General features: G+C 39.4%; 14 protein-coding genes. 13 read left to right on the top strand and 1 reads right to left on the bottom strand.

Going from position 1 to position 25,614, the window contains the following annotated elements; translation table 11 throughout:
• Window position 1 precedes the first annotated feature (1 nt).
• The 6 genes from DV942_RS15350 to sov all read left to right on the top strand — a co-directional run bounded on the left by DV942_RS15350 (window position 2) and on the right by sov (window position 13,622).
• On the top strand, window positions 2-202 hold the full coding sequence (locus DV942_RS15350) for a Sec-independent protein translocase subunit TatA/TatB (protein WP_029986031.1): 201 nt from the start codon (window positions 2-4) through the stop codon (window positions 200-202).
• An 18-nt stretch (window positions 203-220) separates the two neighbouring features.
• On the top strand, window positions 221-1,645 hold the full coding sequence (gatA, locus tag DV942_RS15355) for an Asp-tRNA(Asn)/Glu-tRNA(Gln) amidotransferase subunit GatA (protein WP_145858895.1): 1,425 nt from the start codon (window positions 221-223) through the stop codon (window positions 1,643-1,645).
• Window positions 1,646-1,854: 209 nt separating this feature from the next.
• On the top strand, window positions 1,855-3,258 hold the full coding sequence (locus DV942_RS15360; protein WP_145858899.1) for a lytic transglycosylase domain-containing protein: 1,404 nt from the start codon (window positions 1,855-1,857) through the stop codon (window positions 3,256-3,258).
• Between the two features lie 241 nt (window positions 3,259-3,499).
• A complete protein-coding gene (locus tag DV942_RS15365; RefSeq protein ID WP_090982935.1) occupies window positions 3,500-5,821 on the top strand; it encodes an NADP-dependent malic enzyme in 2,322 nt (773 codons plus the stop codon).
• Between the two features lie 6 nt (window positions 5,822-5,827).
• Window positions 5,828-6,412: a Holliday junction branch migration protein RuvA gene (gene ruvA / locus DV942_RS15370; protein WP_090982937.1), complete on the top strand. Its 585-nt coding sequence runs from the start codon at window positions 5,828-5,830 to the stop codon at window positions 6,410-6,412.
• A gap of 10 nt (window positions 6,413-6,422) precedes the next feature.
• Window positions 6,423-13,622 carry a T9SS outer membrane translocon Sov/SprA gene (sov, locus tag DV942_RS15375; RefSeq protein ID WP_145858902.1) on the top strand — a complete coding sequence of 2,400 codons (7,200 nt, stop codon included), beginning with the start codon at window positions 6,423-6,425 and terminating at the stop codon, window positions 13,620-13,622.
• A gap of 531 nt (window positions 13,623-14,153) precedes the next feature.
• On the opposite strand, the gene DV942_RS23510 is transcribed toward sov, so the two are convergent.
• Window positions 14,154-14,303, bottom strand: coding sequence for a hypothetical protein (locus DV942_RS23510; protein ID WP_186462320.1), 150 nt, complete (start codon window positions 14,301-14,303; stop codon window positions 14,154-14,156).
• A gap of 403 nt (window positions 14,304-14,706) precedes the next feature.
• Between DV942_RS23510 and DV942_RS23515 the strand changes: the two genes are divergently transcribed.
• The 7 genes from DV942_RS23515 (at window position 14,707) to feoB (ending at window position 25,349) form a co-directional block, all read left to right on the top strand.
• Complete coding sequence (locus DV942_RS23515; RefSeq protein WP_159435222.1) at window positions 14,707-14,847, top strand: hypothetical protein; 141 nt, start codon at window positions 14,707-14,709, stop codon at window positions 14,845-14,847.
• 1,225 nt (window positions 14,848-16,072) lie between these two features.
• Entirely contained in the window at window positions 16,073-16,453 is a 381-nt protein-coding gene (gene gcvH / locus DV942_RS15380; protein ID WP_090982942.1) for a glycine cleavage system protein GcvH, read from the top strand.
• Window positions 16,454-16,464: 11 nt separating this feature from the next.
• Window positions 16,465-16,866, top strand: coding sequence for a VanZ family protein (locus DV942_RS15385; RefSeq protein ID WP_145858904.1), 402 nt, complete (start codon window positions 16,465-16,467; stop codon window positions 16,864-16,866).
• A 258-nt stretch (window positions 16,867-17,124) separates the two neighbouring features.
• On the top strand, window positions 17,125-19,929 hold the full coding sequence (locus tag DV942_RS15390; protein WP_145858907.1) for an outer membrane beta-barrel family protein: 2,805 nt from the start codon (window positions 17,125-17,127) through the stop codon (window positions 19,927-19,929).
• Window positions 19,930-20,150: 221 nt separating this feature from the next.
• Window positions 20,151-22,916, top strand: coding sequence for an outer membrane beta-barrel family protein (locus DV942_RS15395; RefSeq protein ID WP_145858911.1), 2,766 nt, complete (start codon window positions 20,151-20,153; stop codon window positions 22,914-22,916).
• Between the two features lie 97 nt (window positions 22,917-23,013).
• On the top strand, window positions 23,014-23,229 hold the full coding sequence (locus DV942_RS15400; protein WP_055913318.1) for a FeoA family protein: 216 nt from the start codon (window positions 23,014-23,016) through the stop codon (window positions 23,227-23,229).
• Window positions 23,230-23,240: 11 nt separating this feature from the next.
• Entirely contained in the window at window positions 23,241-25,349 is a 2,109-nt protein-coding gene (gene feoB, locus DV942_RS15405) for a ferrous iron transport protein B (protein WP_145858914.1), read from the top strand.
• Window positions 25,350-25,614: the final 265 nt, after the last annotated feature.

A 25,614-nucleotide genomic window follows, 5' to 3' on the forward strand; every position in this document is an offset into this window, starting at 1 on the left:
TATGTTAAATACAACAATAGCAGCAATGCTTGGAACGCCAGAAATTATCATTATTGCGGTAGTGGTATTGTTATTATTTGGTGGTAAAAAAATTCCTGAACTGATGAGGGGTTTAGGTAAAGGTGTTAAAGAATTTAAAGATGGTAAAGATGGTGTTGATGGAGATCAGGTAGATCCATCTAACCGTGATAAAACTGTTTAATTGCAATAATTTTTAGTTTTGAAGAAATACAGCTCTCTGAAGGAGATTCAGACACTCATTTCGCAAAAGCAATTAACTTTACCCGATTTATTGGCTTATTATTTTAAGCAAATTAAAAATAATGAACACCTCAATGCATTTAATGAGGTGTTTTTTTTATCGGCCGAAGTTCAGGCGAAAGCGGTACAGCAAAAGATAGAAAATGGAACTGCAGGTAAACTTGCAGGGATGGTAATTGGCATTAAAGATAATATCTGTTATGAAGGCCATATCGTTACGGCATCATCAAAAATGCTTGAAGGCTTTGTATCTCCATATTCTTCTACCGTTGTGCAACGTTTATTACAGGAAGATGCCGTTATTATAGGCCGTTTAAACTGCGATGAATTTGCGATGGGCGGTTCTAATGAAACATCCTACTTTGGACCGGCTAAAAATGCAGCAAACCCCGAGCTTGTTCCGGGTGGATCTTCAGGCGGTTCGGCGGTAGCCGTTCAGGCTGATATGTGTTTAGCTGCACTGGGTACCGATACGGGTGGCTCTGTAAGACAGCCGGCTGCATTTTGCGGACAGATTGGGCTTAAACCTACATATGGCCGTATTTCGAGATATGGGGTGATTGCTTACGCTTCTTCCTTTGATCAGGTTGGCCCTATTACCTCTTCAGTAGAAGATGCAGCATTGCTTTTACAGGTTTTAGCAGGTGCAGATGATTACGATTACGATTCAACAGTTTCTCTTTTTACCGTGCCTGATTATCCTGTTTTGTTAAATGAACAGAAAAAACATAAGATAGCGGTATTAAAGGAAACGATAGAAAGCGAAGCGCTTGATCCCGAAATCAAATCGGCCATTTTAAAATCAATTGAGCAGCTCAAAGCTGATGGACATACTGTAACGTATGTTTCTTTTGATCTGCTGGATTATCTGGTGCCGGCATATTATATTTTAACAACTGCCGAAGCTTCATCAAATCTTTCGCGTTACGACGGCGTTCATTACGGACACCGTAACATGGAAGCAAAATCCCTAAATGAACTTTATAAATTATCCCGGGCCGAAGGCTTTGGCGAAGAAGTTAAACGTCGTATCCTTTTAGGTACTTTTGTTTTAAGTGCAGGGTATTACGATGCTTATTATCAAAAAGCACAGCAGGTACGTCGGCTGATCAGAGAAAAAATGGATGTTTTATTTCAGGATTATGACCTGATTCTATCTCCTGTGGCTCCAACAGCAGCTTTTAAAATAGGTGATCATCTACAGGATGCACTGGTGATGTACATGGCTGATATTTTTACAGTGCTACCATCTTTAAGCGGAAATCCGGCGATTGCTTTGCCAATAGGCAATAATGAGGCAGGTTTACCGTTAAGTATACAATTTACAGCCAAACATTTTGAGGAAGATAAGCTTCTGGCTTTTTCTCAGGCATTTTTATCATAGTTTTATTGTCATTGAAATTACGCACAATTTTTAATGCAAACAGCATTATAATCAAGTATGGCAATGACATTTTATTAACTGCTTTCCAGGTATAGTCTGGAAAGTTTGCAGTTTTCTCTTAATCTTTTTTATTGGAAAGAAGAAAGAATCTGCATAAAGGTTTTGTAGGAATGCAAGCCATGGTTAATGAAAATTTGAACCAATAGCCCATGATTAAAAAATTACTTTTTGCTTCAATTTGTGCTTGTTTAGGAATTATTTCTTCCTCTTCTGCGCAGCAAACGCTCAAGCTGGATAGCCTGCCAAAGATTCGTAACAATATCTTTATCAATACTGATACCGTAGCCGTACCGGCTGTTTCCGAAAACCCCTTGACTATGGGGCAGAACTTTATTTATAAGCTCCGGCTAGATTCTATTGCCAAAACAGTACCCCTTCCCTATAACGAATACGTTCAGCAATATATTGATATTTATGCCAAACGTAAAGACATGTTTGGTAAAATGATGGGTTTATCGAGTTACTACTTCCCCATTTTTGATAAAGCATTAAAGGATTACAATATTCCGCAGGAAATAAAATACCTTACCATAGTAGAATCGCAGATGAATCCGCACGCGATTTCGAGAGTGGGCGCTACAGGTATCTGGCAGTTTATGTTCGGCACAGGCAAGGCTTACGGCTTAAAGATGGATAATTTTGTTGATGAACGGAAAGATCCAATACAGGCCAGTTATGCTGCGGCAGCTTATTTTAGAGATGCTTTTGAGGAACTTGGCGATTGGCTGCTGGCCATTGCTGCCTATAACTGTGGAAAGGGAAATGTGAACCGGGCCATTGATAAAGCAGGATCAAGGGATTTTTGGGTAATCAGACAGTTTTTGCCCAAAGAAACCAGAAATTATGTGCCAGCCTTTATTGCTGCGGTTTATGTAATGAACTATTCTCACAAACACCAGATTACGGCACAGGCCTCGAATATGTTCCTCAAAACCGATACCGTACAAACTACCCGGTTTGTATCTCTGGCTACCTTAGCCAGGGTGCTTAATATTGAAGAATCGGCTATGATGGCTTTAAATCCATCGTATAAGAAGAAGATTGTTAACGGCACCGATGATGAACCAAAGCGTATTGTAATGCCAAAGTTGAGGGATATCGATTATGCAGGTATTTATGATGTGCTGAACAACCAGGAAGTAGAGGTTGACATGAAAGTGGTGGCTGCCGGTACCGATGATGTAAGGGATTTAAGAAAGCAAAAGAATAAAAGCGTAACTGCATCAGCTGTAGTTTTTCATAAAGTTGCCTCAGGACAAAGTTTAACCACAATTGCTGATAAATTTGGTGTAGAAGTACAAGATTTAAGGGTTTGGAATGGTTTAAAAAGCAAAACACTCGTGCCTGGCCAAAGGTTGAAGATTTATGCCAAAAACCATAGACCATTAAAAGCGCCATCATCGTTTTTCAGTTATAAAGTGAAAATGGGCGATACCTTATCGGAAATTGCAGAGCGATTTGACGGGGCAACTGTACAAAGTATCAGAAGAGATAATAATTTGTCAAAAGCAGGTTTACAAGCTGGGATGATCCTGAAAATCAGCAAAGGATAATTCACAGCCTATCTGGAATCTGATATTTATATCTAAAGGAATAGCGGTGAAATTTCTTTGGGGCAATATTGCTGTCATAACGGCGTCCATCGGTAAACGAAGTCAGGCCGCTTGCTTTTCCCATTTAATTCAGCAACTAAACTTCAATCTCTTTCCTGCCATTTACTTTTTTTGAACGGCTTTTTATTTTAAGCCTCATAAAAAGAATTGTACCTTTGCGCCGTCACTAATAAGTTACTTAATGAGTAATACGAATAGAAAGCAAGATGCGTTGGATTACCACTCGCAAGGCCGTCCGGGAAAGATACAAGTAGTACCTACTAAGCCAACAACATCACAAAGGGATTTAACCCTGGCATACTCTCCAGGAGTTGCAGAACCTTGTTTAAAGATAGCAAACAATACAGAGGATGTTTACAAATATACCGCTAAAGGTAATTTAGTTGCAGTAATCAGTAACGGAACAGCTGTTTTAGGGCTGGGCAATATCGGCCCCGAAGCGGGTAAGCCGGTAATGGAAGGCAAAGGTCTTTTATTTAAAATATTCTCCGACATTGATGTGTTTGATTTGGAGCTGGATACTGAAAATGTAGATGATTTTGTAAAAATCGTTAAAGCTTTGGAGCCAACCTTTGGAGGGATTAATCTGGAAGATATCAAGGCGCCTGAATGTTTCGAGATTGAGCGACGTTTAAAACAGGAGATGAATATCCCTGTAATGCATGATGATCAGCATGGAACGGCGATTATTTCTGGTGCAGCATTATTGAATGCCTGCGAAATCCAGAAAAAGAAAATAGATAAAATTAAGGTTGTGGTAAGTGGCGCAGGTGCTGCCGCAGTTTCCTGCTCTAAAATGTACCTGAGCTTGGGGGTTAAAAAAGAGAACCTGGTGATGTTCGATATCAATGGGTTGATTGATATCCACCGTACCGACCTGGATGATATCCGGATGGGCTTCGCTACCACAAGGAAGGATATCGCCAATATTGGAGAAGCCATGAAAGGGGCAGATGTTTTTATCGGACTTTCGGCAGCAAACGTTATATCTCCGGACATGTTGATGGGGATGGCCAAAAACCCGATCGTTTTCGCAATGGCGAATCCAAATCCTGAGATTGCCTACGATCTGGCCATCAAAACCCGTAAAGATCTGATCATGGCTACAGGCCGTTCTGATTATCCGAACCAGGTAAATAACGTGCTGGGTTTCCCTTATATTTTCCGCGGGGCGCTTGATGTTCGCGCAACCAGCATTAATGAAGCCATGAAAATTGCTGCGGTTAAGGCAATTGCCGAATTGGCTAAAAAATCAGTTCCTGAAGCCGTTAACCTGGCTTACAATGCACGAAACTTAAAATTCGGGCGCGATTATATTATTCCAAAACCTGTTGATTTTAGGTTGATTACCGAAGTATCAACGGCTGTGGCAAAAGCTGCAATTGAAAGCGGCGTAGCCAGAAAAATTATTACCGATTGGGATGCCTATAATGAAGAACTCAGGAAACGTTTAGGTTTGGATGACGCCATTATGAGGGCGGTTACAACCAAAGCGAAAATGGATCCTAAACGGGTGGTGTTTGCAGAGGCTGATAATTATAAAATTTTAAAAGCTGCCCAGATCGTCAAAGATGAAAATATTGCCATTCCGATCCTATTGGGTAACCGCGAAAAAATACAGGCGATTATTGATGAGCATGCTCTAGAACTCGGGGGCGTAGAGATCATCGATCAGATGCAGAATCCTGAAAAAACCAAACAATATGCAGAAGCACTTTTCAAAAAACGCCAGCGCAAGGGGGTTTCTTCTATGCGCGACGCGACAAAGCTATTAAGAGACCGTAACTACTATGGTGCTTCGATGGTTGAATTTGGAGAGGCTGATGCGATGATTTCGGGTTTAACTAAAAATTATGGCGCTACCATTAAACCGGCCCTTCAGGTAATCGGTGTGGAACCAGGTGTTAAACGCGTTGCCGGTATGTACATGATGATGACCAAAAAAGGTCCTGTGTTTTTTGGCGATACAACTGTAAACGTAGATCCAACGGCAGAGGAATTAGTAGATATCACTTTGCTGATCGATAAATCGGTTAAACAGTTTAACATTAAACCGCGCATTGCTTTATTATCGTATTCAAATTTTGGTTCTAACGATGGGATAACCCCCAATAAAGTTAGGGAAACCGTAAAGCTTCTTCATAAAAACTATCCCGAAATTGTAGTGGATGGAGAAATGCAAGGGAATTTTGCCATCAACAATGAATTGCTGCAGGATAATTTTCCATTTAGCACTTTGGCAGATGCCCCGGCCAATACTTTAGTGTTCCCAAATCTGGAATCCGGAAACATTGCATACAAATTGTTACAAGAGCTTGGCGGTGCCGAAGCAGTGGGTCCAATCCTGTTAGGACTGAATAAACCTGTTCATATTGTTCAATTAGGTAGTTCTGTACGCGAAATTGTTAATATGGTTACCATAGCTGTTGTAGATGTGCAGGGAAAAGAAGAAATTGCAACATCGAAACGAAAAGGTATATTTGGGAAAACAACTAAAAAGTAATATTACATGTACGCCTATATTGATGGTAGATTGACATTCAAAAACCCGGCTTATGTTGTGGTTGAGGCCGGAGGTATAGGCTATCATATAAATATCTCATTAAACACATACAGCGCTTTGGGCGATGCAGAAAGGTGCAAATTATATACCTGGCTGCATGTAAAAGAAGATGCACATACATTATACGGCTTCGCTGATGAGGGCGAACGCCGTTTATTTTTACATTTAATTTCGGTATCGGGCATCGGTCCAAACACCGGGAGGATGATTTTGTCCTCCATCACACCAATAGAGATTCAAACTGCAATTGTTAAAGCAGACTTGCCACTGATACAGCGGATAAAAGGCCTGGGTGCAAAAACCGCACAACGCCTGGTTTTAGAACTACAGGATAAATTAAAAAAAGAAGGGGCAGATTCATTAATTTCTATGCCTCAACACAATACTGTTAAAGATGAAGCGTTATCAGCATTGGTAATGCTCGGATTCGCCAAACAAACTGCCGAAAAAACTATAGACCAAATATTAAAAGTGACGGAAGGAAGTCTTTCGGTAGAGCAACTAATTAAACAAGCTTTGAAAACTTTATAGATTAACGCCTTTGAAGAGAATATCTACATTTCTTTTTCTCATTTCTCTCTTTTTAACTGCTTCTCAAACTACTTATTCTCAAGTTGTTGCAGGCAAAACGGATACGGTTAAGCCTAAAAATAACTTCAGCCTGCGTGAAAAAGAACAATTAGGGATTGGTTCGGCAGTTCATCCATTTTATCCATCTCCAAGTAATTTAAAACGGGTTGTAGAATACGACGCGAAGAATAAACGTTATGTGGTTAAGGAACTGATAGGAGAAAAATTTGTCCTTAATACCCAGTATTTAACCATTGATGAGTACCAGCGCCTGGTAAACAGCGAAATCAAAAGGGGGAACTGGCGTAGTATTTCCAATGCTGAAGTAAGCGATTATAGGACTACGGGCATAATTCCAAAAATCCAGGTAAACAGTAAAGCTTTTGAAAAACTATTTGGAGGTACAACAATTGATATTCAGCCTCGTGGCGAGGCCGAACTTACTTTTTTGGGCAGGATAAATAAAAACGAAAACCCACTTTTTAACGAAAGGCAAAGGGTACAGACCAATTTCGATTTTAACCAGAGGATCCAGATGGACCTTGTTGGAAATATCGGTACCAAGCTGAAAATTAAAAGTAATTACAATACCGAAGCACAGTTTGATTTTGAAAATCAGATCAAACTGGATTATACAGGAGGCGTAGATGATATTATTCAGAAAATAGAAGCGGGTAACGTAAGTTTGCCTTTAAATACCTCATTGATTACCGGAACACAGGCGCTTTTTGGTATAAAAACGCAACTTAAATTTGGACGTTTAAACGTAACCAGTGTTTATACTCAACAAAAATCGCAATCGAGAGAGATTAAAATTACTAATGGCGCACAGCAAAATACCACGACATTAAGCATTGATAGCTACGAAGCCAATAAACACTATTTCCTATCACAATATTTCAGAAATAACTATAACAGGAACCTGGCCAACGCACCTATTATCACTTCACCTATCCAGATTACTAAAATTGAAGTTTGGATTACCAATAAGGCAGGGAGTACAACCGACTCGAGGGATGTATTGGGCTTAATGGACCTGGGTGAAAATGTTCCTTTCAACAATGTATTAATTACAGGTGGAACTTCAGGCTTACCGGCAGGAACTACCGCTACTGGTTTTGCACAACAATCAAACAACCTGATCTCGCAGTTAAACGCTTATCAGGGCGGAGCAATCAGGCAAACAAATTCTAATGCAGCCCTTTCTTTCTTCCAAACAACCCCAGCTAACAGTAGCAATACCGATAACTTTGCCAAACTGGTTTACGCCAGAAAGTTAACAGAGCGGGAATTTACCTTTCAGCCACAGTTGGGGTATTTATCATTAAACAACCCGCTAAATGCCGATGAGGTTTTAGCTGTTGCCTACCGCTATACCTATAATGGTGTAGAATATCAGGTGGGTGAGTTTTCTACCGATGTTCCTTTTGATGCGGCTAATCCAAAAATGCTTTATGCTAAGTTGTTAAAGAACGAAACGACCAAGATACAGCTGCCAACCTGGGATCTGATGATGAAAAATATTTACTCCATTGGTGGCTACCAGATCAGCAGTCAAAATTTTAGACTTGATATTTACCGTATTGATAATGAAACAGGGGTGGATAATCCGGTCATGACCGAAGGTCAGAATACGGCTAACAAGCAGTGGATTAACCTAACTGAATTTGATCGTCTGAATCAACAGAACGAACGGAAACCTGATGGAGTTTTCGATTTTGTGGCAGCAAACAATGCTTTTGGATCTTATTCTACAGCAAGCAATGCCAATCAGGCCAGTATGTTCGGTGTAGGCAGCAACGGACAAACCTCATTGGTTACCAATACCAATGCAGGTTATATTACCATCGATCCGGCAAATGGAAGAATTATTTTTCCGGTAATTGAACCCTTTGGTAAAGATCTGGCTGCAAAGTTTTTGCCGAGTGAACAGGCGTTGATTAATAAATATACATTTACGGCATTATACGATTCAACACAAACCATTGCGAGACAACTATTCCAAAACCAGAACAGGTATACCATCAGGGTAAATTACCAATCTGACATTTCTTCTGAATTCAGCTTGAATGCCATCAACGTTCCCGAAGGCTCGGTAAAGGTTTTTGCAGGAACGATGCCACTAACAGAGGGCGTAGATTTTACAGTCGATTATCAGGGTGGCCGGGTAAGCATCATCAATCAGGCACTTCTGGTATCTGGTCAACCCATCAGGATTACCACAGAAAACAGTGAAACCTTTGGTTTGCAGCAACGGTCGCTTTTCGGAACCCGTTTAGATTATCGTGTAAATAATAAATTAAATCTCGGCGGTACAATAATGAACCTGACCGAAAAACCTTTAACCCAGAAGGTAAACATTGGAGAAGAGCCTATTTCCAATACCATTTGGGGAGCAGATATTAATTACAGTTCACCGTCAAGATTTTTAACAAAACTGGTTGATAAACTGCCGTTCATTTCAACCAAAGCACCATCAAGTGTAACATTTTATGGTGAATTCGCGCAACTGATTCCCGGTCATCCACGAGCGCTGAATTTTGCAGGCAGTAAAAACGGGGTAAGTTATCTGGATGATTTCGAAGCTTCAAGATCGGTAATCGATTTAAAGAGTGCTATTGCCTGGCAACTATCCGGTACACCACAGCTTTTTCCGGAATTTAATAAATCCAACGATTTATCATACGGTTATAACCGGGCGAGGATCGCGTTTTACAATATCGATCCAACTTTTTACAATTCAGCTGCTTCTACTACACCTGCCAATATCAGGGGCAACCGCACCGAACTTTCCAATCACTACGTAAGAGAGGTAATTGAACAGGAGGTTTTTCCATTTAAGGAAACCGCAACAGGGCAGGCTTTAAACATTACCACTTTGGATGTGGCCTTTTATCCAACTGTTAGGGGGCCATATAATTTTCGTACTACTGATTTCAGGCCAGATGGAAGTTTGTTGCAGCCCAGGAACAGTTGGGGCGGTTTTCAGCGAAAAATCGAAACCAATGATTTTGAAGCCTTAAATGTTGGCTTTATCGAATTTTGGGTAATGGATCCATTTATTTATAAACCGAATTCGGCGGGAGGTGATATTTATTTCAACCTCGGAAACATATCAGAGGATATTCTGAAAGATGGTAGAAAATCTTTGGAAAATGGTTTGCCTGCTACAAACGATCCGAGCAAATATGATGAAACCGTTTGGGGGCGTGTGCCGAAACTACAACCCGTAGTGCAGGCTTTCGATAATGATCCAAATTCGCGTAGGGCTCAGGATGTAGGTTTGGACGGATTATCAGATGCTGATGAGAAAGTAAAATTTGCTGCGGCAATTACGCAGATCAAATCGCAACTGAATGCAACAGCTTCGGCAGCAATTGATGCCGATCCATCATCAGATAACTACACCTATTTCAGGGGACCGGCATTAGATCAGATCAATGCAGGTATTCTTAAGCGTTATGAAAAATACAACGGAACAGAAGGAAACTCTAAAACATCACAGCAGTCGCAGGAAGAATTAGGCCTTGAAAATTCAGCATCCACTTCGTTACCGGACGGGGAAGACATCAACCGCGATAATAACATGACGCAAAGCGATGAGTATTTTCAATATAAGGTTTCGATGCGTCCGGGTGATTTAAATGTTGGACAGAACTTTATTACTGATAAAGTCACCTCGCAGGTGAGACTGGCCAATGGAAATACGCAGGCCGTTTCATGGTATCAATTCAGAATCCCGATCAGCCAGTATCAAGATCGTGTGGGCGGTATCCAGGATTTTAAATCTATCCGTTTCTTTAGAATGTTTATGACCAATTTTGCTGATACTGCCGTAATGCGTTTCGCGAAGTTGCAATTGATCCGTGGGGAGTGGAGGGAGTTTAATGCTGCTAACCAGGCTTCGCAAGTAATTGTAGATCCATCATTACCCGCACTTACTCCTGATAATTCTACCATTGAAGTTTCGACGGTAAACATTGAAGAGAACGGCAAACGTTCACCAATTCCGTATGTAACGCCGCCTGGTATTCTTCGCGAGCGAGACTATAGCAATTATCGTGGCGATACACGTTTAAATGAACAATCGTTATCGGTTACCGTAAAATCGTTAAGAGATGGTTACGGTAGAGCAGCATTTAAAACAGCTTACAGTGATTTTAGGTCTTATAAACATTTGGAAATGTTTATTCATGCTGAAGCGGTTAATAACCAGGTTTTGAATGATAATGATGTTGCAGCGTTCTTGCGGATTGGTACCGACAATCAAGATAACTATTATGAATATGTAATTCCGTTAAAGGTTACTAACCCTGGTACAAGAGATGCCGATGCCATTTGGCCTGAAGCCAATAGAATGGATATTAACTTAACGCTTTTTCAGAATGCTAAGTTAGCCCGTAACGTTGCCAAACAAGCGAACGGGCAGCCATGGCCTGCAAATGTTCCCTTTACCTATACCGACGGAACAAGGACAATCATTGTTAAAGGGCAGCCTGATATGAGCAAGGTTCGGGTATATATGGTGGGTGTTAAAAATCCGCTCCGCGCCGCCAATGATGAGCAGAATGATGATGGTCTTGATAAAAATGCACTGGTTTGGTTTAACGAATTAAGGTTAACCGAATTTGATGAAAGAGGCGGTTGGGCAGCCACAGGAAGACTGAACCTGAAACTGGCCGATTTTGCAGATGTAAATATTTCAGGAAGTAAATCGACCATTGGTTTTGGATCTATTGATTCGAAAGTGAGCGAGCGGAACCGTGCAGACAATGTATTACTTGATGTTTCTTCAGCTATGGAATTGGGCAAGTTCCTGCCACAGAAATCGGGTGTGAAAATACCGATGTTCGTGAATTACTCTAAACAGGTCTCTACGCCGCAATTCAATCCAAGGACACCAGATATTGAGCTCAAAAATGCATTATCACAATCTACCAAGGAGCAAAAAGATTCGATTTTAAATTTCGCACAGGATTATACCATTAGGAGGGGCATCAACTTCACCAATGTTAGGAAGGAACGTACCAATACCAGTAAACCTGCCCAACTCTGGGATATTGAAAATTTTGCTGCAAGTTATGCTTATACCCAATATAATCATCGTGATTTTATTAATCAAAACAGCATTCAGAATACCTACAGGGCATCGTTACAGTACAGTTATTCAAAAGAAGCCAAAACAATAGCCCCTTTTGAAAAGATTATAAAATCGAACATGCTGGCTTTGTTAAGGGATTTTAACTTTAGTATTTTTCCTAGTGCCATTAATTTCAGAATCGATGTAGACCGTTTATATTCAGAAAACACCTTACGGAATAACGATCCAAACAATACCATTGGGCTTTACCAGAGCGGATACGGCACTACCTTTAATAAAAACTTTACCATGAGCCGTGTTTATGGTATTGCGTGGAACCTTACACGTTCATTACAGCTGGATTTTAATGCCACAAATTATTCGATTATAGATGAACCGGATGGCAGAATTGATGGCATTAAACGTGATACCGTTTGGCAGAACCTAAAGCGCTTAGGCCGTACAACTGATTATAACCACAACTTAAACGTTACCTATAATTTACCGATTGATAAAATACCAGGACTAAACTGGGTGACCGTAAAAACCCGTTATGGAACCAACTTTAACTGGCAAACGGAGCCGCTATCTACCTTACGCGATCCGAATATAAATTTAGGTAATACGGTACAAAACAGCAGAACCGTTCAGGTGAACCCAACGTTAAACCTGACTGCCCTATACAACAAATTTGGCTTTATCAGAAATGCCGGGAATGATCAGGATGGGAGCAAAGCGAAGAACTTTTTTATCAATATCTTAACCAGCTTAAAAAATGTTAATGCCAGTTTTGTGCAGACAAAAGGTATTTTTCTTCCAGGTTATATGCCAACAACACAGTTTTTTGGTATCGACAGGGCTACAGGAGCGCCTGGTTTGGGGTTCGTTTTTGGTAGTCAGCGCGATATCCGCGAGATGGCGCTTGGCAATGGCTGGTTAACAACCGATACCTTACAGAACCAGTTATATGTTAATACACTGCGCGAAGATTTTCAGTTTACAGGCTTGGTTGAACCGTTTAAAGATTTACGGATTACTTTAAAAGCCAATAAAGCGCAAACCAGAAATTTCAGTACCAATTTCAGGTATGTGGCCAGTGCATCATCATTTGAGAATCTGAGTGCAATTACTACAGGCGATTATAGTGTATCATACATCGCTTTGGGTACGGCATTTAAAGAAAGCAACTCCACTATTGTCTCTGAATTATTCAATCAGTTTATGGCTAACCGGATAATTATTTCGAGAAGGCTGGGCGCGCAAAACCCAAATTCGGCTGGCATTAGTGGAGGGTACGCAGATGGATACGGCAAGGAAAGCCAGGATGTAATCATCTCTGCTTTTATGGCTGCTTATTCTGGCAAGGATGCCGGCAGAACAAAAATGAATGCTTTCCCTAAAATACCACTTCCAAACTGGACCCTGACGTATAGTGGTTTAACCCGTATTGCGTTTATTGCAGATCAGTTTTCATCTGTCGATATCCGTCATGGCTATCGCTCAGCTTATAATATTAATGGATTTAATACCTTGTTGCGTTATCAGGAAACGAACGGCGCCGTTAGCAGTAGAGATGTGAATAATAATTTTTTGCCTGAATACCAGTTTGCTCAGGTAACCATTTCCGAGTACTTTTCTCCATTGGTTGGTGTGGATACCAGATTTAAAAATAACCTCACTGCTTCTTTCGAATTAAACCGGTCGCGTTTGCTGGGGCTTAGCCTGGCGAACAGTCAATTGGCACAGCTGTCTGAAAATAATATGGTATTGGGTCTCGGCTATCGCACCAATAAATTCCGCTTTCCGTTCGGATGGTTTAAAAGCCTCAAAATGGATAACAATATGGATTTTAAATTGGATGTGGCCATCCGTGATAACAAAACAGTTATCTATCGTGCCGATGTCACTGAAGCCGAAGTATCTTCGGGAGCCAAGAATATTACCCTAAGGCCGAGTGTAGATTATGTGTTAAATCAGAAATTTAATATCAAGTTATTTTACGATTCGAATATTACAAAACCTTATACTTCGCAAACCTTTAATACCTCTTTCAGTAATTTTGGTTTTAGCTTAAGGTTTACATTGAATTAATGATGTTTGATATTATTAAGCAGTAAAATTCTATATCATTACCTGATGCTGGGTTTGCATCTCCTTTAAACTGCGCTGTTATACACAGATTTCTGCAAGCATTGTTGTTTTTTACAAGTTGGATGATCGCAAAGACATATTTTTTTACACACACGGTTGACTAACCCGTTTTGTATATCAACCTGAGTTCGATTAATAATATTACCTATCGGTAGCTTATATTGACTTTTTTAATTAATCGCCCGTCACCCTGAATTCATTTCAGGGTCTTTCCTGCTAAAAAGATGCTGAAACAAGTTCAGCATGACGAGTTGGTCAGGGATGGGGCGCTTATAAGACAGTATTTTAACTAAATAATTATCAGGTTCAGGTTATCAGTCAGCCTAAGGATATTAGTCTGTAATTTCTCTCCTTCTTTGTTAGGGGGCAACAGAGGATGAATAGGGGGGAGTTGCTTAGCTGGAGCGGAAATTTAAGCCGTTTCGGCATAGGAAACCCATATTCCTGAAAAGGTTTCCTATGGCTAAAGCTTTATTCTATGCTTTTTGCATATCTGGTATTCAGCCAAAATACAATGCTGGTTAATACAATAAAAACAGCCAGGATTATGGGCTTTACGATCAGCAGAACTGCCCAAAATAAGGTGAAAAAAATAATTGCAACAATAATTAGCTTACTCATAATTAGTTTTTGGTTAGGTATTGTGTATGGTTAGATTTACATAGATACGTAATTTTTCATTTAAAAGATTTGAATTCCAACAGAAAAGATATTCCTAATATGTTTGTATATATTACGGTATTTCTTAATCTGTTAGCAATCAAATAATTAATATTTTTACGGTGTGATGTTTTCTGTATGTATAAATAGGCAGGATTGGAAAAAAAATACTTATTTGCAGGATCAAGTATCTTCTTATGGTTTGAATTGTAGCGACTTTATCCTCCGGTTATAAGCCAAATGCTCTTAACTGATCATATTTTTCCTGTATAGGGCTTAGTATCGACCCTAATCTGGCGATGCGGATTTGCTGAACTACGTTTATTTTTTTTCATAAATTTGCATGTCTTTAAATAATCAGATAATGAAAAAGCAATTCACAATTGACTGGATGTTAATCTTATTATTACTTTGTGCCTTAGTGGTGATTTTAGTCGGTAAGGCAAGCCAGAGCAGGCAATTCCATAAAAATAGTCATGCCTTTAACGGTGTCTATAGCAGGTAATTTAATCGGATTGCTTGAATAATATACCGCTTCACGCTAAATAGCATTAATGCATTTTATTATCTAAAGATGCGTTTGTTCGTTAATCATAACCATAAATATGCATTATTGCGTTACACTAAGTTTTTTACTATGTTTGCATTCTAACCAAGTATTTTTTATGAGAGACCGTCCAACGGTGGACTGGCTATTGATCACTTTATTGATTTTGGCATTTATGCTAATGGTAGTCGATTTTCAGTGTCAGAAGAAACGCAATCAATTTAGGAAGAAGCAGATCATGATACTACATCGTAACTAATGGTGTAATTATTGAATGTGTTGTTATGTCCCTGAAATTTTAGTTAAGCGGGCAAACTTCCGATTGAAACCAGTATAGTCATCTTTGAAAGATTAAAATTATACTGTTGCTACTGGTATAAGTTCTGAATGTTATCTTTTTACATGTTCTCAGCGTGAATAAAACAAGCTTACCCGAGCCCCATTCGTAATTGTGTTCGTTTTGAGTTTCTAAAAACTTTTAATACAAAATAAGAGGATAAATATAGTGTAAAGCGGCCTGCTTATCTGGTAATGAGGTGTTGGAAGCAATTAATTGACCGCTTCGGAAATGTCTACAATTTAATAAACGTGTAGATTGTGATCGTAAAATGAAAAGATGAGGAAACCATTTGATAAAACATTTCGTATGTGAATATTATTAACCAAATGTTATGAGCAAATTTGACATAATCGGATCCATATTTACGCTATTATTTATTATATCATTACTGGTGTGGATAATGACTTTAGATTAAAGTACTATATGAGGAGCGTATGATTTTGAACTATTCATTATCAATTATTGATGGGTTGAATCGAATATCATAATTTAAGGTTGACTGGTTATAGTAGCAGCCACCATCATGCCATATACCTGATGTTTAATTGTTTCTATTTATTCACTGCAATTGCTGCCGTAGTATAGAATCACAAGCCGGCGTTTTAATACCCGCGCATAACATCGTCGAAACAGCAGCCTAGCAAAATAGATGTTTGTTCAATTGATAAATGTTGCAATATATTAGCGTAGTGCTGATAAATTAATATCTAAGTTAATGGATTAGGCATTGCGATATGTGAAAGTAAATTGTATTTTTGGAGTGTAAATGTCAGGAAGCTTTAAAATGTTTGCAAGCCCTGACAGAGCAACAACTTAGATAACTTATTTTCAAAATATAAAATAATGAATTTTCCATCAGAATTAAAGTACACCAAAGACCACGAGTGGGTTAGAGTTGAAGGTAATGAAGCTTATATCGGCGTAACCGATTTTGCACAACGTGAATTGGGTGATATCGTTTATGTTGATATTAACACTGTAGGTAGTGAGGTTGCTAAAGAAGAAGTTTTCGGTACCGTAGAAGCAGTTAAAACTGTATCTGATTTGTATATGCCTGTTACCGGAACGGTGTTGGAAGTTAATGCTGAATTAAATGATAATCCGGAATTGGTTAATTCTGATCCTTATGGACAAGGCTGGATGGTTAAAGTATCATTGGCGGATGCAGCTGAATTAGATAGTTTATTAACAGCAGAGGCTTACCAGGAACTGGTAGGAGCTTAATTTCTGATATTTTGTACAAAGCACTAAAACAGCAAAAATGGGCCCTTCTCTGGACGCTTGTTGTTTTGGTGTTTTGTAATATGCACATTTCCGATTCAGTTGGAAAAAGCGACTTTTTCTTTGAAGGTTTTGACAAAATGACCCATATGGGCTTCTTTTTTGTCTTATCTGTCTTGCTCTTTTTTGGTAAAATTAAATATCAGCATACCTACGCTTTCAGAACATTTACCATCTTTAAGATTTTGCTCATCAATGCCATTATCGGTGGTGGAATAGAATTGCTGCAATGGAAGGTTTTCACCTACCGCTCTGCAGAATGGTGGGATTTTGGCTGTGATATGTTAGGCGCATCAATGGCCGTTTTTAGTTATGTATTGCTCCATAAATTAAATTTCAATGAGAAGGAAAGTTAGCATTCTATGTGTAATCGTAGTGGTATGTTTAAGCGGCTGTAGTATCTTTAAAAAAGACTGTAACTGCCCAAAAGTATATTACCAGAGTTATCCTTCATCTCAAAAATAACCTTCCTTCAGACCGCTTTTTCTTCTGGCCTGAATATCTCCCCTAGGCTGTATTTAAAATGTTACCAAGCTTTTAACACACCTTAACAAACCTTTGGACTTTTCTTTAGTCTGATAGCTTAGTTTTATAATATAATACCTAACTTTTTAATGAAAAGAAACGTTCAGCGGGCAATATTCATTATGCTCCTATTTTGTGGATATCTGGCCCAGGCTCAAAATACTGGCTCAATAAGCGGTAAAGTGGTTAACGCGAAAGATAAAAAACCGGTTGACTTTGCTACCATAGCAGTTAAAAACCTGAAAGACTCGAGTGTGGTGGCTTCCGGTCAAACCAATCCTGACGGAAGTTTTACCTTTAAAGCTATAGCGCCGGGTAAGTATAGGATTTATGCTGCCTTTTTGGGTTTAAAAACAACAACCAAGGATATAGAAGTGGCCAATGCAGCGGTAAACGCGGGCGAAATAGCGATGAGCGATGATGGTGTTGATTTGAAAACCGTTAATGTTACCGCTACCATTCCTATTGTGGTGAAAAAGGACACCCTGGAGTTTGATGCCAAATCAATTAAAGTACGTGAAAACGCCGTGGTAGAAGATCTCCTGAAAAAGGTTCCGGGGGTGGAGGTAGCAAAAGACGGGAGTGTAAAGGCTCAGGGTGAAACCATTACCAAAGTAAAGGTTGATGGTAAAGAATTTTTTGGTAATGATCCCTTACTGGCAACCAAAAACCTTCCTGCCGACATGGTAGATAAGATTCAGGTAATCGACGAACTATCTGAACAGGCACAATTTACCGGCATTGATGATGGAACAAGAAACAAGATTTTGAACATCACTACAAAAAATGGTATGAAACACGGTTACTTCGGTAACAGTACAGTCGGTTATGGTTCAAACGACCGTTATGATGCGAGCCTTAACGTAAACAAATTTGACGATGACAGGCAGATTAGTTTTATCGGTCAGTTTAACAATGTAAACAAGCAGAATTTTGGACAGGGCGGAGGTGTAGGCAATGGTTTTGGGGGCTTCGGTGGCGGACGTGGTGGTTTTGGTGGCGGAAGTAATGGCGGCGGAAGCGGCGGAATTACCACTACAAACGCAGCAGGTTTAAACTTTGCCGATACCTATAAAGATGGGACCCAGTTTCAGGCCAGTTATTTCTTTAATAAGGCAAATTCAGAACTTATCCAAAACTCCAATACCCAGAACCTCGCCGGCGGTACCAACAACATTGATGAAGCGATAAATAATACCTCTGACAGGATTAACCACCGTTTCAATTTTATGGTCGATACCAAAATTAACCCATCTTTATCTGTTAAAATTCAGCCCAACCTCGCTTATACCGAAACCGATGGTAACAATTTAAACAGCTATACCAGAATACTTGATGATGGCTCTACAATCGGTTCGCAGCAGAATACTACAACTACAGCAACACCTAGCATTGGTAACAATTTATTGATCCGCAAGAGCTTTAAACGGAGAGGCCGCACGTTATCCTTAAATGTAAATACCAGCATTAACGATAATGACGGGACGAACCTTAACTATAGAAATGACAAAATTACAAAAGGAACAGTAGCAAGAGATACCATTACCAATCAGTTAAACAATACCAGCAGTCATTCCATAAACAATACCACAAGAGTGGTTTATACTGAACCGTTAAACAAGACTTTAAGTGTGGAGGTTAATTATCAGAACGGTTATTCAAATAGCGATTCGCAAAGAGATGTATTTAATTACAATCCATTAACGCTACAATTTGACCTTGTAGATAATACATTTTCCAATATCTATAATAACCGTACTTTAACCAATGCGGCAGGGTTAAGTTTAACTACAACCGAGAAAAAATACAACTGGAATATCGGCGTAGCTGCGCAACAGACCAATAGGGTAAATACCAATTTAACAACAGGTTTAAGGCGGACCCAGAATTTTATCAATATTACACCGTCAGCACAGTTCAGGTATAATTTTAGTAACCGCAAGCGTTTATTCATCAATTACCGTGGCTCAACCAATCAGCCAACTATTGATCAGATCCAACCGATACCTGACAATACAAACGCTCAAACCATTTATTTGGGTAATCCTGAATTAAAACCTGCGTTTAATAACCAGTTGAGAATTAACTTTAACAATTTTAATATTGAAACTGGTCGTTTTTTCTTTGCTGGTTTAAATCTTACGCAAACGTTTAACGCCATCGGAAACACGGTTGTACCTTTGTCAGGAGGTGTTCAGCAGGTAAGTTATATTAATGTTGACGGCGTTTATGCAGGTAATGCCAATGCCACCTGGTCTCTGCCCTTGATGGCAGAGCGTAAGCTAACGCTGAATATTTCCGGTAACGGCTCTTATAACAGAAATGTGAATTTTATTGCAGATCAGGTGAGCAACGCGCTGGTAAAGAATGTAACCAATAGTTACACCATTTCAAACGGTTATAAATTGGTTACCAATGTAGATAAATTTGATTTAACAGGAGGTATAACCGGAAGTTATACGAACTCTACATTTTCTGCCAGGCCATCATCCAATACACAGTATTATACCATCAATCCTAGTTTTGATGTCAGTTATGTATTGCCAGCTAGTATCCGGTTAGCCATTGATATCGATTACTATAGGAATTTTGGTGGCGGTGATTTGTTTAACCAGGAATACACCATTCTTAATCCTTACATCAGCCGTCAGTTTTTTAAAAATAGGGGAACATTCAAGTTTTCTATAAATGATGCACTTAACCAGAACACCGGTGTGAGCAGAACCGCTACGGGAACTTCAATTGTTGATTTAACTTCTAATGTATTAAGACGTTATTATATGTTCTCCTTCACCTACTCATTAACGCGCATTGGGGGTAGAAACATGAGCGGCGATATGCAGATGCCAGGTCAGCGTGGCGGTGGCGGTAGTGGAGGCCGCATGAGGATGTAATTAAACCTTAGCAACCATTGCCTATAAAATACAATCGTGTTGATATTAGTTGGTTTTTAAACACAAATAAAAGTTCCGGTCTGATTCGGGACTTTTATATTTTAAGAGATCTGACCATATTAAATGTACAATTGACATTTTATGTATTTCAATTGTTACTCAAAACAAAATAAACCTTTATAACAGCCCGCTGTCTTTATGCTATAAGCCAAAGTAACCGAATGAAACAAATTTTTACCCTTCTACTTATTTTATCATCTTTTTATGTATACGCCCAGAAAACGGGTTCTGTTAGCGGAAGGATTATCCAATCGACAGATAAAAAGCCAATTGATTATGCTTCTTTAGCGCTTAAAAATCTGGCAGACTCAAGTACGGTAGGTGCTGCAAATACCACAGAAGATGGGAAGTTTGTTTTTAAAAATTTAAATCCGGGTAAATACAGATTATATGCAGCGTATTTGGGTTTAAAAAATGCCACTAAAGATTTTACAATTACTGCAGATCAAGCAGATATAACCCTCGCTGATATTGTTTTGGAAGGAGGGGCGATTGATCTTCAAACGGTTGATATTAAAGCCGAAATCCCACCAATTGTAGTAAAAAAGGATACGCTTGAGTTTAATGCAAGCTCGTTTAAAGTGGTTGAGAATGCTGTAGTAGAAGATCTGTTAAAGAAATTGCCAGGATTAGAGGTCGATAAAGCCGGAACAGTGAAGGCCCAGGGCGAAACCATTACCAAGGTAAGAGTTGATGGTAAAGAATTTTTTGGCAATGATCCATTGCTGGCCACTAAAAACCTTCCCGCCGATATGATCGATAAAATTCAGATTATTGATGAACTTTCAGATCAGGCACAGTTTACCGGAATTGATGATGGTTCAAGAACCAAAATCATTAATATTACTACAAAGAAGGAGAAAAAAAATGGCTATTTCGGGAATAGCACCGGTGGTTATGGTTCTGATGACCGTTACGATGTGAATGCGAATATCAACCATTTCGATCAGGATAAGCGATTGAGTGTAGTGGCTCAGTTTAACAATGTGAACAGGCAAAATTTTGGTGGTGGCCTGGGTGGCGGGGGTGGCAATGGCGGACGTAGTGGTATTACCGATACCAAAGCCGGTGGGGTCAACTTTTCGGATGTGTATGCCGATCAAACTGAAATTAATTTTAGTTATTTCGTTAATAAATCTGATAACCTGATTTTAAGGAACAGTGTTACCCAAAATCTTTTGGGTAATGTAACCACAGTTTTCAACAACAACCAAAATAATACTGCAGACCGTTTGAACCACCGTTTAAATTTTATGGTCGATACCAAACTAGATTCGCTCACTTCCTTGCGCATACAGCCAAATTTAAGCTATACCAATAATGAAAGCGTGAACAGCAGTACTTATACCCGTGATTTTGGTACCTATACTACAGATGGCGCTCAGCGGTTAACTAACCATAATACATCGCCAGCTGTCAGCAACAATATTTTATTGCGAAAAAAGTTTATGCGCCGCGGCAGGACGTTATCGCTGAATCTTAATACCAATATCAACAATAACGACGCCGATAATTATAATTACAATCCTGAAACGCGCGAAAAAGATAATGTTAAAACAGAGAAGATTATTAACCAGCTTAATGATCAGGAAAGCGAATCTATTAACCAAAATACCCGGTTGGTATACACAGAGCCATTAAATAAAACATTAAGCATTGAGTTTAACTACCAGAACGGCTATAATCACAATACCTCTGAGCGCTTTACCTACGATTTTAATCCGGCTACACTAAATTATGATTTGCTGAATGATTCGTTAAGTAACGTTTATGAAAACACGATTTTAACTAATACGGCTGGTTTCAGTTTTAATAAAATGGCTAAAAAATACAACTGGAATGTAGGGATGGCCGTTCAGAATACCGATCGGAAAAACGATAATATTACCAGAGGATTTATACTAAAACAGAACGTATTTAACTATACCCCTTCTGCCATGTTTCGGTATAATTTCAGCAACAGCAAGCGATTGGTTTTTAATTACAGGGGCAGCACCAGTCAGCCCTCCATACAGCAATTGCAGCCTATTCCAAACAATACCAATACGCAAAGTATACCATTGGGAAACCCTGATTTGAAACCTGAGTTCAACAATACGTTGCGCATTGCCTATAACACATTTACGCCCGGTAAAAACAGATCGTTATTTATAAATATAAACCTTACCCAAACCTCGAACAAAATTGCCAATAGCAGCAGTCTGATCGAGAGTGGGGCTAACCAGGGCAAATTTGCTGTTTTGCCTGTAAACGTAAATGGCGTTTATTCAGGTTCATTATCTTCTTCATTAAGTTTACCCATCATGACAGAAAATAAACTTAATTTCCATATCAACATTAGTGGCAACTACGGCAGGGATGTAAACTTTACCAATACGTTAAAGAACATCACCAATAGCTGGTCGATTAATAATGGTTACCGTTTAGTTTCCAACTTGGATAAACTTGATCTGACCGCAGGTGTTAACGGTTCAATAAACAGGGCTACCTATTCCGTTCAATCCGGTTCCAATACACGATATTATACTTTTAGCCCCAATATTAGTGTAAGCTATTTGTTTCCAGGTGATATCCGCTGGTCAGTTGATGCAGACTATAACCAAAATACAGGCAGGGGAGAGGGTTTTGATACCCGTTTTACTTTAGTAAATTCTTACATAAGCAAGCAATTTTTCAAAAACAGGGGTACTTTAAAAGCGGCAGTGAATGATTTGCTAAATGAAAATCAAGGCGTAAGCCGCACAGCCAATAATAATACCATACGTGATGAGAGCTACAATGTATTGCGGCGTTATTTCATGTTTTCATTTACCTATTCCTTAAATCGCATGGGAGGAAAAAACATGATTAGGGCAGGCGGAGATGGTGGTAGAGGCCGTGGTAGCAATGGTGGAGGTGGCTTTGGAGGAGGAAGGCAGCGGGATTAAATCATTTTACGGTAAAGCTGTATAATTTATCGTCCCCACCGCATTATCTTATTTGGAATAAATCTAAAGAAAGGCTAACTTGCGACAAATTTAGCACATGAAACTGTCGCACCTAAAAGTTGGAGAAAAGGGAACAATCGTAGCCTTTACAGATTTGGATATGTCTGTAAAGTTAATGGAGATGGGCTGCTTACCGGGTGAGGTAGTAGAGGTGGAACGTTTTGCTCCTCTGGGCGATCCTATGGCGATCCGTGTGGCTGGTTATCAGCTTTGTTTGCGTAAAAGTGAAGCTGATGTTATTATTATTCAATAAAAAAGCTGGGTTTGGATATTAAAGTTGCATTAGTTGGTAATCCCAATACAGGTAAATCTACTTTATTTAATCGTTTAACAGGGTTAAATCAAAAAATTGGAAACTTTCCGGGTATCACTGTTGATAAGAAAACGGGTTTTACAAAACTCGAAAACGGCAAAGAAGCTGAGGTTATTGATTTACCGGGAACATATAGCTTATATCCGAAGAGTACTGATGAAAGTATCGTTTTTCAGGTACTTGCCGATAAAAAAAACAATAGTCATCCTGATGTGATTGTACTTATTGCCGATGCCTCGAATTTAAAGCGTAACATGCTTTTATATTCCCAAGTGGCAGATTTGGGTATCCCAATCATTTTGGCGCTTAACATGATCGATCTTTCCGCCAGGCAGGGGATTGAAATCAATCTGGATAAACTATCCGAAAAATTGGGTATCCAGGTAGTTTCCATTTCGGCAAGAAACAATATCGGGATTGACAGGCTGAAACAGGCTATTGCCAATACCAATAAAATTGCCACGCAGTACCAGGATATAGACGTGAACTTCCTTGCTCCGGAGGCAATAAATGCCATAAAGACGAAGCTGAATTCAGACAACGATTATTATGCACTGCAGGTGTTACATCAGCATGAACATTTAACCTTCTTCACCGAAAAAGAACAGGAAGAAATTGAACATATTGAACAGTCTCACCATTTCGAATCTTCTAAAATTCAGGCTGCAGAAACCATTGCCAGATATAAATATCTCGGCACTGTTTTATCTGATGTGGTTATTGATAAAGGCACCGAAAAGAAATTTTCTTTTAGTGATAAGCTAGACGCTGTTTTAACCCATAAAGTCTGGGGATTTGCCATTTTTATGCTCATCCTTTTTGTAATTTTCAATGCAATTTTTGCCTGGTCATCTTATCCGATGGAGTGGATCGAAACTGGTTTTGGTTTTATAACCAGCATAGGGCATGAATATTTGCCGGCAGGCATGCTTACCGATTTGTTGCTGGATGGTGTAATTGCCGGTTTGGGTGGCATTTTTGTTTTCATTCCACAAATTGCCATTCTTTTCGCATTCATATCTGTTCTGGAAGATACGGGTTATATGGCTCGTGTTACCTTTATGATGGATAAAGTTATGAGCAAGGTTGGGCTCAACGGTAAATCGGTTGTACCGATGATTGGCGGTTTAGCCTGTGCTGTACCCTCTATTATGGCTGCCCGAAATATTGAAAATTGGAAAGATAGAATGATTACCATCATGGTTACGCCACTGGTAAGTTGTTCGGCAAGACTTCCGGTATATATTTTAATCATTTCATTAATTATCCCATCTAAAACCGTTCTTGGCATTTTTAACCTGCAAGGTTTGGCGCTGATGGTTATGTATCTTGTAGGGATTATTGCTGCGGTATTGGTAGCATGGGTAATGAAATTTATCATTAAAACGAAAGAAAGGTCTTATTTTATCATGGAGCTGCCGGTTTACCGTATGCCAAGATGGAAAAACGTGTTTTACACCATGTATGAAAAATCAAAAACCTTTGTGTTCGAGGCCGGTAAGGTAATCATCGCCATTTCCATTATCCTTTGGGTAATGGCTTCTTTCGGACCGGGCAACCGCTTTGAAAACATTGATAAAAAATACGAATCGGCCCTGGCTGATACGACAAAAAATACCGATCACATTAAAACCCTGCTGGCAACCGAAAAACTGGAAAACTCCTATGTAGGTATTCTTGGACACTGGATAGAGCCTGTTATCCGTCCGTTGGGTTATGACTGGAAAATTGGCATAGGTTTAATTACTTCATTTGCCGCCCGTGAAGCGTTTGTTGGTACAATGGCTACCATTTATAGCGTTGATGGTGGTGATGAAGATACCTCAACGATAAGGGAGCGCATGTCTGCCTCGGTTAATAGCCGCACGGGCTTGCCAATTTATACTTTTGCCACTGGTATTTCGCTGATGCTTTTTTATGCTTTTGCCATGCAGTGCATGAGCACAGTTGCTATTGTTTACCGCGAAACCAAGGGTTGGAAGTGGCCGGTAATTCAGCTGGCGTATATGACGGCGATGGCATATATTGCTGCCCTGGTTGCTTACCAATTGCTGAAATAAATAAGTCCGTCCTTTCGAGCGATGATTTGTTGTGTATAAAACTTAATATAGATAATAGGAGAATTGATCGTTACAGATCTCCTGAATAAATTGTCAATATAAGAAGGCTTTTCAGTCGACGTAGCAAGCTTTATAGTAAGGTTCGTTTGCCGGGAAAGATTACTTCGTCGTTCCTTCTCTCAATGACGATATTTTTTAGTGATCTGTTTTTGATAGAGCGCAGTCAAAGGGCATTATCAAAAAAATATGATCATTATTCGGATTT

This window comes from Pedobacter suwonensis, assembly GCF_007833675.1.
In the GTDB taxonomy this organism is placed as follows: Bacteria; Bacteroidota; Bacteroidia; order Sphingobacteriales; family Sphingobacteriaceae; genus Pedobacter; species Pedobacter suwonensis.

What these genes read in the sequence shown, in the direction of transcription:
- DV942_RS15350 (WP_029986031.1), top strand. Translation starts at nt 2, where the DNA reads ATGTTAAATACAACAATAGCAGCAATGCTTGGAACGCCAGAAATTATC.
- DV942_RS15360 (WP_145858899.1), top strand. Translation starts at nt 1,855, where the DNA reads ATGATTAAAAAATTACTTTTTGCTTCAATTTGTGCTTGTTTAGGAATT.
- DV942_RS15365 (WP_090982935.1), top strand. Translation starts at nt 3,500, where the DNA reads ATGAGTAATACGAATAGAAAGCAAGATGCGTTGGATTACCACTCGCAA.
- ruvA (WP_090982937.1), top strand. Translation starts at nt 5,828, where the DNA reads ATGTACGCCTATATTGATGGTAGATTGACATTCAAAAACCCGGCTTAT.
- DV942_RS23510 (WP_186462320.1), bottom strand. Translation starts at nt 14,303, where the DNA reads ATGAGTAAGCTAATTATTGTTGCAATTATTTTTTTCACCTTATTTTGG.
- DV942_RS23515 (WP_159435222.1), top strand. Translation starts at nt 14,707, where the DNA reads ATGAAAAAGCAATTCACAATTGACTGGATGTTAATCTTATTATTACTT.
- gcvH (WP_090982942.1), top strand. Translation starts at nt 16,073, where the DNA reads ATGAATTTTCCATCAGAATTAAAGTACACCAAAGACCACGAGTGGGTT.
- DV942_RS15390 (WP_145858907.1), top strand. Translation starts at nt 17,125, where the DNA reads ATGAAAAGAAACGTTCAGCGGGCAATATTCATTATGCTCCTATTTTGT.
- DV942_RS15395 (WP_145858911.1), top strand. Translation starts at nt 20,151, where the DNA reads ATGAAACAAATTTTTACCCTTCTACTTATTTTATCATCTTTTTATGTA.
- DV942_RS15400 (WP_055913318.1), top strand. Translation starts at nt 23,014, where the DNA reads ATGAAACTGTCGCACCTAAAAGTTGGAGAAAAGGGAACAATCGTAGCC.